Genomic DNA, 14,011 nt, shown 5'->3' with positions numbered 1-14,011 from the left:
AATGAAGATATACCGCCGTCATGGCTTAAACCATGACGGCGGCCAGTACACATTCAGTATACCACTTAAGACACTTTTCGTGAAAAGCAAATCATGAAATCGGGATGTTTTATTCCGTATTTCTTCTTAATTTCTACATATAATTTCTACATATACCCGCTTATATCCGCTTATTGTCGGGCAGCAGACCAATCAAGGTCACAAAATGCTGGCAGGCTGCGATATTTCTTAACACTGTGTCATCTGTCATCCTTTGCGCCGCCCTGACTTCCTGGTCTTTTTCCTGTAGAATAAGAGTCCGGCAACAGCGGCCGCAGAGATCAGGACAGGTACAAGGAAGAACAGAATATTGGTTTCATCTCCTGTCTTTGCCCCATAGGAGGATCTGACCGTTGAAGGAGAGGCCGGCGTCACCGATTTCCTGCCGGATCCAGTATTTTTCGTACTTTCCGGCTTCTCGGGTTTTTCGGGCTTCTCAGGCTTTTCGGGTTTTTCAGGCTTCTCAGGCTTCTCAGGTTTTTCGGGTTTTTCGGGTTTCTCCGGCTTATCCGGCTTTTCAGGTTTCTCGGGCTTCTCGGGTTTCTCAGGCTTTTCAGGTTCCTCTGGTTTTTCAGGTTCCTCTGGTTCGCCCGGCTCTTCCGGTTCTTCCGGCTTGTCAGGTTCTCTCAGGATCACCGTCTGTGCCGGGTCTTCGGGATCCCTGTGAGATGCGATGAGCTCCTCTCCCTCTTCTTTAACCACATATAATTCTTCAAAAGCGACGAGGGCAAGGCTCTGCAGGCTGCTGTCGGCAGTTTTATCCCGGCCTTCTTTCTCCAGCTCCTGTTCAATTTCCGCACTGTCAAAGCTAAAATCGATAATAGTTTCCCCTGCAGACTCCTCTGCGGTAAAGACAGCTTCCGAAGCGACAGCCTTTCCTGCTGTCAGGAAAGACTCTCCGGTATCCTTCCTCATCAGGCTCCCTTTCAGACGATACTCCTGTCCCGTGATCAGATTTTCCCAGAGCACACGGTCGCGCACCGTGATCCTGCCCTTTGCTTCAATATATTTGCTGTCACCGTCTGCAGCGGCTGCAGAAGTCCGGATCTCAGGATAATGGATGCTCTGGTCTTCATCCTCCGGATCTTCATGAACGGCGATGGGTCTTTCCGGATCCTTGGGAAGATCAGGGTCCTCCGGGCTGTCCTCTCCCTTGAGATAAAGCTGTTCAAAGGCCACAACTATCGTGTTTTCCAGGAGGGAGGCATCGTAGGTAAAGGTCAGATCGACCGTCTGTTCCGCCTCCTCAGCCTGAAACTGTGCCTGAGCAGTGACCCTTTTCCCTTCTTTATCCTTCAGAGGCAGACCATTTGCTTTATTGACCAGGTGCCCGGTCACTGTATAGGTCCTCCCCGGGATCAGTCCCCTGCAGGTGACATGATCCACGGTGACTGCCCCCTCACGGGCATTTCCGACATGCATTCCGGTCAGGGCATCTTCGGCTTCTGTCTCGATGCTGCACAGCCGGACGGTCTGGGCTTCATCCTCAGGATCCGCGTGGGAAGCGATATCCTCGCCCCCGTTTGTGCTGTCATGCCAGGGAGCCGGGGGCTCAGGAGAAGCTGTCTGAGCAGTCGAACCGGATGAAGGATCCTCCTGCCCGGCGGCTTCCTGATGGCTTTTTTCAGAGGCATATTCATAGCAGACCAGAGTCATGCCCTCTGTTTTTGAAGCATCGAAGGTAAACCGGAGGGTGACAGTCGCGGAAGGGGACATGATTTTTTTCGTCCGGACGTCCTCTACCTTTTTGCCGTCGATCAGGAGGGGTTCGCCTGTCTCCCGGACATGAATCACACCGTGGAAGACCACTTCTTTTCCGATATACTCCTCCATGCCTCCATAAGTGACCGTATCTGTCAGGGTCACGATCCCGCTGCTGTCCGCGAAATGATCCCCGTCTTCATCAGTCAGCTCTGTCTCCAGGACCGGTTTCATCGTATTTTCAATATTTCCCAGCAGGACTGTCTGTTTCTGTCCATAGATGGAAAAATGGTCAGAAAACATTTTCATTCCACGGTTGTTTTCCCCTTCGATCTCCGTGATCAGATAATCCCCGTAGGGGAGTGCTCCCATGGAATCATCAGGTTCCGTATCGATACCAAACCACAGACGGCCTGTCTCTTCCTCCTTTTTCTGTGCATTGAACCATTCTGCCGTGCTCTCATAGTTTCCGTTTGCATCAGTCGTAAACCGATGGCTTTCCAGCTGATTCCCCTCACGATCGAACGCCGTCACTTCAAAGGTGACGCCTGCCATGCGTTTCTGTGTGTATCCGTTGATCTTCCTGAGGGAGAAATCTCCTCTGATGACCTGGTCTTTAATGGAAGTGTCTTCGCTCCCCGTCAGGTCTACAAGTGTGTTATCTTCCCTGATCGCGAATCGCAGGGCTTCTCCCTCTGACAGCATATATCCTTCCGGGGCAGAAGCCTCTTCGATCCTGTAATTCCCATAGGAGAGAGCCCGCGCCCCGGTCTGTACAGTCCCGGTCTCATCTGTAGTCAGAGTCATGGCAAGTCCGTCCGGTAGAATCTTTTTCCCGTCCGCATAGACAGACCTGTCCCCGTCATTCCAGATCTTGAAAACCGCGCCTGACAGAGATCCTCCTCCGAGCGGTGCGCCTTTTCCGGTCTCCCGGTCCAGCTTGGATACTTTGACTCCGCCGAAGATCAGGCGGTCTTCGCTCTCGATTGTCACTGTTTCCGTAAAGGAAGTGACCTCCGCCCTGTAGATCTTCTCATCAGGCAGGTATCCTTCCGGAGTTTTCGTCTCCCTGATATAATAAGTCCTGCCTGCCAGCACTTCCAGAGTATCGGAGGAGCCGTCCTCCCGGATCACAAATGTCCCGGTCTCTCCTGTTCCTTCCCGGGCATCTTCCTCTGTGGTATACAGGCTGTAAACAGCTCCTGCCACCGGCATAGTGTCGGTTTCTTTTTTCTCCTTTTCCTCCGAGGACACTTTGCGGACAGTGATCTTCCCCTTTTTAGGCCTCTCCGAAGACTCCACTACGGAGTTCAGGACTGGCCTGACTGTGACATTATGGGTTTTCGTATCCAGCTCAAATCCGGTGGGCGCAGAGGTCTCTTTCAGCGTATAACTCCCGCAGAGAACTGTCAGCACGTTGGAAGTGCCGTCTTTTCCGGTCCTGAGTGTTCCGACGCTCTCTCCGTTCTTGTCATAGAGCGTATATTCCGCACCGGCCAGGCTGTAAAGGTCGCCCACAGCCCCGGGATCCTCCGTGCTCTTTTTTACCTGAACGGTCCCTTTTTCCGGAGTTTCGGATGATTCCACCACGGTGAGTTTATCCGCTTTGACCGTGACATTATGGACTTTAGCTTCCACCTGGAAGCCGGGTGACGGACTTGTCTCTGCCAGTGTATAGCTTCCGCAGAGGACTGTCAGCACATTGGAGGTGCCGTCCTCACCAGTTTTGAGTGTTCCCGCGCTCTTTCCGTCCTTGTCATAGAGCGTGTACACTGCTCCTGCCAGGCTGTAGGGGCTTTCAGTGGCTTTGGGGTCCGAAGATTTCTTATTCACCTGAACAGTTCCCTTTTTCGGAGGTTCGGAAGATTCCAACAGATTGATCTCGTCCGCCCTGACCGTGACGTTATAGGTTTTCGTGTCCAGGTCAAAGCCCGGAGACGGAAAAGTCTCTTTCAGAGTGTAGTTCCCGCAGGGGACTGTCAGCACGTTGGAGATGCCGTTCTCACCGGTCTTGAGCGTTCCTGCGTTTTTTCCGTCCTTGTCATAGAGGGTATACTCTGCTCCCGCCAGACTGTAGGGACTTCCGGTTGCTCCGGAGTCTGCCGGTTTCTTACGCACCTGCACCTTGCCCGTTTCCGGCTCATCCGCAGTATTGGTTATTTCTGTCCATACTGTCTGTGTGACGCTGCCTGCCACTGTCAGTGCCTTGACCCCGCTGATGGGCTTGTATCCCTCCGGTGCGCTCAGCTCTCGGACATAATACGTCTTTCCCGCCAGAACATCGATCAGGTTCGATCTGCCGTCGCTTCCTGTAGTAAAGACACCCTCGGGATCAGCCTCATTGCGGGCATCCTCCAGATCGGAATAAAAGCCGAATTTCGCTCCCGCAAGGACTTTTCCGCTCTTTGCGTCCTTTTTAAGGATCCCTGCCTGCGCATACCGGGGTGTATTCTCAGCCTTGATGGTTATTCCTCTGCCTTCTGCCAGTGTAAACGGGCCAAAGGGCTCCGTTCTGGTCTGATACCCTTTCGGGGTGCTCACCTCTTTAAGATAATATGTTCCGGGAGCACAGTAAAAAATGCTCTGGTTCCAGAGGCCGCTCTTTCCGTTGTGCCCGACCTGGATCGGATCGATCTCCACCGTCATCGTCGGGCCTGTATACACATGAACGCGTTTCGTACATGCCTTGTCTTCGTACATGCGGAAGTCCACTGTCCCTCCTGACGCTGTCTCATGGAGACAGTAATACTCGCTGTAGGAATTGCGCATATCAGGGTCCGAGGTCGTCTTGATCAGGGTGATGCTGGAAGGCTTTTCCTCTTCCTCCTCTTCCATCCTTCCAAAGACATAGGCCTGCATCCAGTGCCCGCTGCTCTGGGTCCTGCCGCTGATATAGACAAAGACCCTGTCCTGGTCCGGTACTGGTTTTGAAGATACTCCGGACCGGTATGCGGACACGAGAGAGCGGAATCCGCTGCTCAGATTCGGCCTGTCATACTCGATCCCGGCCAGCTCCGCATACCGCATGGACATGGCTTCGTGGCAGGCAGCGACCGCCGTTTTCCTCGTATTGCCAAAGCCCTTGGACCTGGCCAGGTCTTCGCCGTAGCTGTCTAACATTGTGTAATAATAGAGCTTGATCATCACGGCATCGGTGACTCTCCTGACATCGGGCAGGACTGTTCCCTTCGGCCAGCCCCGGTCGTCCGGGACAACGCAGATACCCGTATAGTCATTCCCCTGCTGATCGCGGACATTGATCGGGGTGGTGTGGTTGATATGGCCATTTCCCTCTGCTCCGATCCCCAGATCTTCATAATCGATCTCGCTTTCTTTACTTACGATCTTCGCGCCTGAGAGAGTAGAGGCCCCCAATGCCCCCGCACCGAGGGAGACACTGCTGTATGCCCGTCTGAACTCAGAGGCAGTCATCCATTCTTCTGCTGCTTCAACAGCGGCGGGAGACTGCAGGGTACTTCCCTCCGCGGCTCCCGCATTGCCCTCCGGAGCAGGAGTCTGGGCATTCTTTCCGGCTGCCGGGTCCGCTCCGGCCTGCCCGCTATTCTCCGGTACAGCTTCCTTCCCTGTCTTGTCCTGGTCTCCAGAGTTTCCTTTATCTCCGGTTACAGCCCGGTCAGTCCCTTCATCCTGCTTACTGCCTGCTTCCCCTGAACCCGGATCCCCGGAAGGGTCTTTTTTTCCGTCTTCCCCGGATCCAGCCGTCTTGTCCTGTCCGCTCTCCCCTTCTTTGTCCTCCCGGTCCTCTCCGTCTCCGGATTTCCCGCCGGAAGCCTCCTTGCCGGATCCGTTTTCACGGGATTCCTTTTCTCCGCTTCCATCTTTTCCGGTTACCTGGTCCCCGGATTCATCTTTCCCGGCTTCCTGGTCCCCGGATTCATCTTTTCCGGCTTTCTGGTCCCCGGATTCATCTTTTCCGGCTTCCTGGCCTGCGGATTCATCTTTTCCGGCTTCCTGTTCTCCGGAAGCATTTTCTCCGCTTCCCTGTCCTCCGGATCCAGTTTCTCCAGTCTCCTGATCTCCAGATCCATTTCCCCCGGCTTCCTTTTCTCCGGTCTCCTGGTCTCCGGATCCATTTCCCCCGGCTTCCTTTTCTCCGGCTTCCTGGTTCCCGGTCTCCTTATCTCCGGTTACCTGGTCTTTCCCATCCTCTGAACTGTTATCCGTGTCCGCCGGTTCCTTTCCATCACTTTCACCCCCGCCCGGATGGTCTCCACCGGTTTTTTCCTCTCCTGTATCCGCTTCGCCGGTATTCTCCCCGCCCTGCTCAGAAGAAGAGGAAGATGGTGTGCCGTCTTCTTTTCCTGCAGCGGTTTCCGTCTTTTCTCTGTTGTCTGTGTCCTCTCTGTCTTTCCCGTTTCCGGATGAAGGCAGATTACCTGTCTTCTCCCTGTCTGACGGAGATGACCCTTCTGCGGCCGCAGCCTCTGTCTTTGGAACCTGTGTGTGATCCGTCCCGGAAGAAGCTGTCAGGTTTCTGTGGATCTCCGTGAAACCTGCGCGTCCCCGGCTCTTTGCGAAAACTGCTGTCTGACCCGCCGGTATGCTGCTGCCGGCTGACAGCAGGATAAGTATGACAGCCAGAACTGCCGGAAGAACACGGGATAACCCCCGCCGCCGGTGATTCCTTCTATGATTCATTACATTCTTTTTCAAAACATCCTCCTTTTTCTTGTAAAACAGGATTGGTTTCATCAAAAATCAGGACATGCCCGCAAGTCCTTTACGATCAAGATCAGGACTCGCCAAAGTACTTTACGATCAAGATCAAGACTCGCCGGCGAATCCTGCACGATCAGGAATAAAGCAGATCGGACAGGCCGTTTACAGGCATAAAAACAGTATGACTGCCGTTATATGATTTTTTGCACATGGTATTAAGTCCAATCCGGACAGAATTCAGAATGTAATGAATATATCAGCAGCTTTTCTCTGCTGTGGAATTTACAATATCACTCAGTCCATCTGTTTGTCAATTGTTTTTTTCATCGACAGATGATTTTTAATACATCATACCGCCCTGGTCCGGGCAAAAAAAACAGCACCGTCGCCGGTGCTGTTTCCTGAAAATAAAACCAGTATAATCTCAAGTGTAAACAAGAATAATCACAAAAGCATAAAGAATGATCTCAACAATAAAAGAATGATCTCAACAATAAATACAGAACACTCTCACGTCAGTAACGGATCAGTGCCGAAAGGGCTTTACGCGCCGTGATTATCAGAATTCTTTTCCTCTTCCTTCTGAATCTTGCGGGCCACCTTGTTCAGCTGCTTCTGCTCTTTAACATTCTCTCTATAGCTGTGCAGTGCCTCTTTTTCTTTATTGGAGTGCGTCAGCTCCGCAATGATATCGCGCGCTCCATGGATATGTTCGTTCATGCCCTTCTGGTCGGAGGACGTCAGCAGGTATCTGCGGACTGCGAAAAGAACTGCGATGGAGAAGACGATCAGCAGGTTCTGGAGCGGGGGCAGCGATTCAACGATCATGTGCCTTGCGATAGCGAAGAGCAGGACCTCGATCAGAGTACCGGGTGTATGCATACACAGCATCTTCAGGAACTCGATGGAGACCGCGATCGTCAGACTTGCTTCAAGAAAATGGTGAAGGGACGCGCCTTCTGTAAAGATCAAAGGCGTTTCTACCATCACGGTCCTCCCGATCACCAGGCAGATGACGATCAGAAGATAAATGGCCAAAATAATCTCTACATACTCCGACAGATGAAGCATCATTTTTTTCAGTGCATTTACCATGTCTACCCCCTTTATTCCTTTCTTTTAATTCGTAAAAATGAAGTTAAAAAAATGTTAAAAAATAATTACAGTAATACTAAAATCAAGTGTAACAGGGAACTAATTTACAGGCAAGCGTCTTTTTGTGTATGAGTTTAAAAAATACAATCCAAAGGCATATAGTCCAGGGCATATATTTGACTTCAGGGCATATTTTAAAGTACATTTGAGCGCAGTACATTTTTATGATGGTTGAGTTAACAAATCCCTTAAAATCCTGTATAATAGTGAGAGTTTTATCATGATTTCTCAATAACCGTCTAAATACATCCGACCTCCTGGCTTTTTAAGCCAGTGGATCCTTTATTGATTATGCAAACTACTACAGATCATCTGTTTCAATCAGAATCCAGCCTCACAAATGAACTGCTTGGCAGTGTAATGCCAGGCTGGGAAACCGTCCGGATCGTCTCAGCTTCTCCCCAGGGAGACCTTTATCTGATCCGGAATATAAGAAAAAATACCCCTTCCGAATCCCTGCTCCAGTTCACCCGGGTCACTATGCGGGAACTGTCTGACCGTTTTGAGGGTGCCCTTCCTGACCCCGGCGGACTGACAGACCTGTTTAAGGATGCTCCCAATCTTGTTCCTTTACAGGATTGTCATATCATCCGCAACAGGGAGGAGTGCCTCTGCTTTCTCCGTATGAAGAATATGCCGGCTCTGCAGTCCATACTGCCGGCCTGCGAAGCCGGAACCGTACCGGAATCAGAGGTATTTAAGGCTGCGCTTGATATCTGCCGCGCTCTGATCTTCTGTCACGATGCCGGCGTTATCCACATGGGCATCAGCCCTGCCAGTATCTTTATCGACCCTACAGGGAACTACCGTCTCGGATATTTTGACCTGTTAGGAAAGGCCCTCATTTCCGGCAATTCTATCCCGAAGAGAGGATCAATCTCCTATGTGGCTCCTGAGCAATTCTCGGGAAGGGACTGCAGCAGCTCTGTCGATGTGTATTCCCTGGGGCTCGTGCTTTATCAGCTTCTCAACAGAGGACGCGTGCCTTTTCTGCCCTCAGCCCCTCTGCAGTATTCCACTGCCGACATAGATAACGCCAATTACCGCCGTCTCCACGGCGGCTTTCTCCCTGCCATCCCTGACGCGGACATCAATCTGCAGGGTATCATCAGGAAATGCTGCGCGATCCGGCCTGAGGACAGATATTCTTCCGCCCGCGAACTTTACAGGGCCCTGCTTTCCTGTCTTCGCCCTGATCTGCCGGACCACAAAAGGCTCCTCAGTTCCTATCCGGAAACTCTCCCGCAGCCTTCTGTCCTGCCCGAAGTGCCTGTTTATCTGAAAAAAAACGACACCAGCCAGGACATCTTCCCTGACGACACGGAGGACAATATCGACGAAATGGATCTTGTTCCGGACAGCACCGGAGCAGGGGAATACGAGGCTGAAGCCCCGGAATCCCGGATACACGCGGCTCCCTTTGTGATCGCAGCCGCCGGCCTTCTCCTGATCATCGCAGGAGTCACTGTTTTTATGGTGAAAAAGCCCCCCATACAAAACTGCCGTCCGGTACTGAGTGGTCTTTCCAGGTCTCTCTCCCATAATACAATAGGAAACATCTCAGATACAGGGAACCGGGCTCTGCAGGTGATCGATGAAACGAGTATAGAGATCCCCGACCCCGTACTGAAAAGAGCAGTTCTCACAGCGCTCGGCATCCCCGGAAATGAAGTCAGGGTCTCTGATACAAGAAATGTGAAAGAGCTCCTTCTTGGAAACAGCGATGATGCTCCTGATCCTCAGGAAGCCATTGTCAGCCTGGCCGGCCTGGAGTCCTTTCCTCACCTGAAAAAGCTTTCTCTTTGCCGCATGAACATCTCGGATAACGCCGACCTCTCGGCACTGAGCCGGCTGCAGAGACTGCGCACCCTTGACCTGCATGGCAACAGCCTGTCCTCCGCCGATGCCGTTAAAGGACTCAGGAAGCTCACCTGGCTCGATCTGAGCAGAAACCGGATCAGTGATCTCTCTTCTCTGCAGGAACTCACAGAGCTGAAAAGTCTGGCCCTCTATGAAAACGAGGTCACAGACTTATCCGGGCTGGCCTCTCTTGCAGGTCTGCAGGAATTGTATCTGGACAGCAACTCCATCACAGACATCACCCCTCTCTCGAACCTGAGGGAACTGGAGACCCTGCGTCTCGACAACAACCTGGTCTCGGATATTTCCCCGCTGCGGAGTAATACCTCGCTGGGTTCCCTGACTCTGACCGGCAACCAGATCACAGACCTTTCTTCCCTGGGAGAATTTTCCTCTGTCCAGGAACTCTGGCTGGACAACAATCCGATCGGCGCGTTCCCTGATCTGAGCGGAATGACAGACCTGCTTTACCTGAACCTGGGCAACACCCGGATCTCTGATCTGAGCGGGCTCGCAGACCTCCAGTCTCTGGAGGAACTGGTGCTTTCGGACAACTATATCTGGGACATCACTCCACTGGGGCAATTGACAGGCCTGGTTTACCTGGATCTGGAAAACAACAGCATCAGCGACCTGATGCCCCTGGCAGGACTCGACAGTCTCGAGACCCTCTATCTGGGCAGGAACAGGATCAGCGATATCGCCGCCCTGCGCGGCCTGACAAAGCTGACCACGATCGCCCTTCAGGACAACTGGATATCTCTGATCGATCCCCTTGCCCTCCTCACAGATATTCAAAGCCTGGACCTGAGCGGAAACAGTATCAGCAGCCTCACTGCCCTGAATAATTACAAAAACCTGACATGGCTCAACGTTGGAAGCAATTCGATCAGTGATCTGGCCCCGCTTGAAGGCTGCACAGAGCTTGAGACCCTGCAGGCTTACAGCAACAGCATTACGGATCTCACACCTCTCAGAAATATGCTGAAGCTCAAATACCTGGTCCTCAACAGAAACTCGGTTTCGGATCTCTCTGCTCTTAAAAACCATCAGAACCTCGAGAGACTCTATATCGAATATAATAATGTGACCGATGTCTCTGTACTTACAGAATTAAAAGGACTGAAAAAAGTATATCTGGCAGGAAATATTCTGTCTGACACCACCGTACTGGACCGTTTCCCGGAAACCACGGATGTCTACACCCTGCCGCAATGAACCGGCAGCCCGGCCGGATCCAGGATTTTTTCAGCCCCAAAGGACTCACCCCAAAGGAGGTAAACACACATGAGAAACTCTTTTAAACGCTTTACCGCAGTCCTGCTCATCTTCCTTGCAATCTTCAGCTTTACATGTGCCATGCCTGTCTGTGCTGAGGCAGTCACCTATTCCAAACCGGCCAATTTCCATTTTGTGTGCTGGAACAACACTCAGTTTACTTCCTGCAGGTTTGCATGGAACACGGCCTACGACTCCGCCGGCAATGCTGCCACCGACTATGAGATCAGGGAGACCTGGACGAATGGTACCCACTACTGGCACGGATTCACGACCAAAAGAGTGGTCAACATCAATAAGCATGAGTACAATCATGTAGTGGTCGCGTCCGTCAGAGCCAGATGGAAATTGACCAATGAAAAGACCGGTTCTGTTTTCTATATCTACAGTCAGTGGTCCAATCCCGTCTATGTCACCCCCTGGCCCCGGAGCGCGGCAGGTTCCGTGCCCGATTCACGCAAGCCCTACGTCAGCCTCCGCTGGAACACTGTCTACGGCTCCAGCGGCTATAATATCTTTTTGACCCAGAATCCAAAAGGTACCTGGTATTGGAACCAGGCAACCACCCAGAAGGCGACCTCAACGACAGCGACCATCAAGAGCTTCCGGAGTGCAAAACTGAAGACCTATGCCAACTACTATGTGCGCATTGTCACCAGGAGAAAACTCAACGGTGCATTCTGCACTGTGCCGGCTCCCGGTTCAGGATACTACTCCCTCCGTTTCCGTCTGACCAAAGCCGGGAAATAAGCTTTCTCCCGGCGCATCAGCGCCATGTCCTTTAGTGTTTTAAGAGAAATGATTTCAACCTGAAAAACGATTTCGCCTGAAAGATAAATCTTCGACGCGAAAGAAATGATTTCGGCCTGTGTGGAATCTCCAACGTTCCACACAGGTCTGATAGTTTGAGATGGAGGTAAAGATGCGCTCTAAATGCATTCCGTTCATTCTTCTGCTCATCATCACAATAGGGCTTGCTTCATGCGGAAAGGCTGCAGGAACAAACAGCTCAGGCAGCCCGGATACATCAAAAGCATCCGACCAGACACTAGCTTCGGACCGCAGTGCCGGAGACAACGATCCGGAGAAACCCAATACAGAAACTGATGGCGGGTCCTCCACTGATACCGCAGCCAGCCCTGAAAATGGCGAAAGTATATCCCTCTCGTCCACCGCAGAAGACTCCTCCCTCTCCGTCTCTGAGCAAAGTCCTGACCAGTCATCTGCCGCAGACAGTACCGCCCCTTCCTCCGAAGCGAAAGCAGACTCTTCAAAGCCCGCGGATCCTCTTTCGGATCCAGATGCCGGGACAGGCAGCGAGATGGATCACAAGGCCTCCCGCACAAGGCCGGAACACACAGTAGATGATCTGGTCTACAATCCGCCTGCCCCTCAGGCTCCCGCCTCATGGACAGCCCCCGCATCACAGACCACAAATCCCTCTGATTCCAGTTCAAACAAACAGAAAAACAAGAAAGAAAAGAAGGAAAAGAGCAAAAAGGGAAACCGGATCGGTTCCTCTATGGGCGGCGGCAACTTTTAAAATACCTCAGGTCTGACAGGGCCTGTGATAGTCCTTTTGATCTTAGAGTTGGTATATTGATATAAATGAAAAATTTACAGAAACTTTCTGAAGAAGTGGATTCGCTGGAGGTCTCACAGTATTTGTAAGATCCAAAAGCCTTCATTACAGCCAGATATTGTCAGGACTGTCACGAATGAATCCGTACATTCTATCTGATCATCAGTACAGGCAATACCTCTGTCAGTCCAGGCTATATCTTTATCAGTCCAGGTTTTAACTGTTCGTCCGGACCATTTGACAGACAGTCTCGATACCGCCTGTAAAAGGGAACATATCCACGGGAACCGCCTTTCTGACCTCGTAGCCGTTCTGTGTCAGATACTCCAGGTCCCTCTGTAAGGACCAGGGGCTGCAGGAAATGTAGACGATCTTTTTGGGGCGGACAGCGCAGGCAGCGCGCATGAACTCTTCCGTGGAACCGCTCCGGGGAGGATCCATGAAAATGACATCGATGTCAGGAGATGAAATGTCCCTGTGCCCTGCTGCCAGGTCCTCCATAAAGCGGGTGGCATCGCCCTGGAGGATCTCGACGTTTGTCAGTCCGTTCATGTGGATATTGTGCTGGGCGTCCCGGACAGCATCCGCGTTCAGCTCGACGCCGATGACACGGCGGGCATGGGGGGCGGCAATGATACCAATGGTCCCGATGCCGCAGTAGGCATCCAGGATAGTTTCTCTGCCGGAGAGAGCCGCACAGTCGATGGCGATATTATAGAGTTTTTCCGTCATCAGGGGATTGACCTGATAGAAGGAGCGGGAGGAGATGCGGAAGCGCTTTCCGCAGAGGACGTCTTCAATATAGCCTTTTCCGTAGACGACAGTCTCCCGGTTTCCGAGGACCATGGTCGTATTGCGGTCATTGACATTGACCAAGATCGTCGTGATTTCCGGATGGAGCTTCACAAGCTTTTTAACAAAAGTATTGCGGGACGGAAGAACAGGGTCTGTCAGGACAAGGGTCACCATGATCTCTTTTGTGGCCCGGGCCGCGCGGATCTGGACATAGCGGAGAAGCCCCATATCCAGATCCTCGTCATAGACACGGATGCGGAAGTCGGCCAGGAGCTTATAGATGGTCTGGACGATCCTGTCAGCCTGAATATGCTCGATCAGGCAGGCCTTTACAGGTACGACTTCATGGGTCCCCTCGCGGTAGATGCCGCAGACCGGCTTTCCCTTACGGTCCGGTGCAAAGACTGAAGTTACCTTATGGCGGTAGTGTTCCGGCGCCTTCATGCGGATAAAGGGATCCGGAGTGACGTAGTCCCCGATGAGTTCATCGAGGATCTTCTGCTTGCCCAGGATCTGTTCATCGTAAGGGACATCGATCATTGTACAGCCGCCGCAGAGAGCGGAAACGGGACAGCGGGATTTCTTTTTTGCCGCTTTTACAGCTTTTTCAGTTTTTACCGGATCCGGGTTTTTTCGGACTCCCTGCTTTTTTTCCACTTTCTTCTTTTCAGGTCTGTTTCCGGACATCTGTCTGCTTTCTGTCTTCATCTTCTCCTGCCTGTTCCGGTCAGTCTGTTTTCTTTCCGTCTTTATCTTCTCCGGTCTGTTCCAGTCAGTCTGTTTTCTTTCCGTCTTTATCTTCTCCGGTCTGTTCCAGTCAGTCTGTTTTCTTTCTGTCTTCATCTTCTCCGGCCTGTTCCGGTCAGTCTGTTTTCTTTCTGTCTTCATCTTCTCCAGCCCGTTTCCTTAAGTCTGTTTTTT

6 protein-coding genes are annotated in these 14,011 nt (G+C 51.9%); 3 read left to right on the top strand and 3 right to left on the bottom strand.

Annotation, left to right across the window (positions count from 1 at the left end; translation table 11 throughout):
- Nucleotides 1–246: 246 nt before the first annotated feature.
- Complete coding sequence (locus BLT02_RS00420) at nucleotides 247–6,414, bottom strand: SpaA isopeptide-forming pilin-related protein (RefSeq protein ID WP_092990882.1); 6,168 nt, start codon at nucleotides 6,412–6,414, stop codon at nucleotides 247–249.
- Nucleotides 6,415–6,963: 549 nt separating this feature from the next.
- Entirely contained in the window at nucleotides 6,964–7,515 is a 552-nt protein-coding gene (locus BLT02_RS00415) for a hypothetical protein (RefSeq protein ID WP_092990881.1), read from the bottom strand.
- Between the two features lie 351 nt (nucleotides 7,516–7,866).
- Here BLT02_RS00415 and BLT02_RS00410 point away from each other — a divergent pair, with 351 nt between their 5' ends.
- From BLT02_RS00410 to BLT02_RS00400, 3 genes are all read left to right on the top strand, one after another.
- A complete protein-coding gene (locus BLT02_RS00410) occupies nucleotides 7,867–10,653 on the top strand; it encodes a leucine-rich repeat domain-containing protein (protein ID WP_092990880.1) in 2,787 nt (928 codons plus the stop codon).
- A 69-nt stretch (nucleotides 10,654–10,722) separates the two neighbouring features.
- On the top strand, nucleotides 10,723–11,463 hold the full coding sequence (locus tag BLT02_RS00405; RefSeq protein WP_092990879.1) for a hypothetical protein: 741 nt from the start codon (nucleotides 10,723–10,725) through the stop codon (nucleotides 11,461–11,463).
- A gap of 172 nt (nucleotides 11,464–11,635) precedes the next feature.
- Nucleotides 11,636–12,256: a hypothetical protein gene (locus BLT02_RS00400; protein WP_092990878.1), complete on the top strand. Its 621-nt coding sequence runs from the start codon at nucleotides 11,636–11,638 to the stop codon at nucleotides 12,254–12,256.
- Nucleotides 12,257–12,511: 255 nt separating this feature from the next.
- On the opposite strand, the gene rlmD is transcribed toward BLT02_RS00400, so the two are convergent.
- Entirely contained in the window at nucleotides 12,512–13,978 is a 1,467-nt protein-coding gene (gene rlmD, locus BLT02_RS00395) for a 23S rRNA (uracil(1939)-C(5))-methyltransferase RlmD (protein ID WP_092990877.1), read from the bottom strand.
- Nucleotides 13,979–14,011 lie beyond the last annotated feature (33 nt).

This window comes from Sarcina sp. DSM 11001 (assembly GCF_900101015.1).
Taxonomy (GTDB): Bacteria; Bacillota; Clostridia; order Lachnospirales; family Lachnospiraceae; genus CAG-791.
Note: the sequence above shows the minus strand (reverse complement) of the source record. Positions and strands in the feature narration are given on the sequence as shown.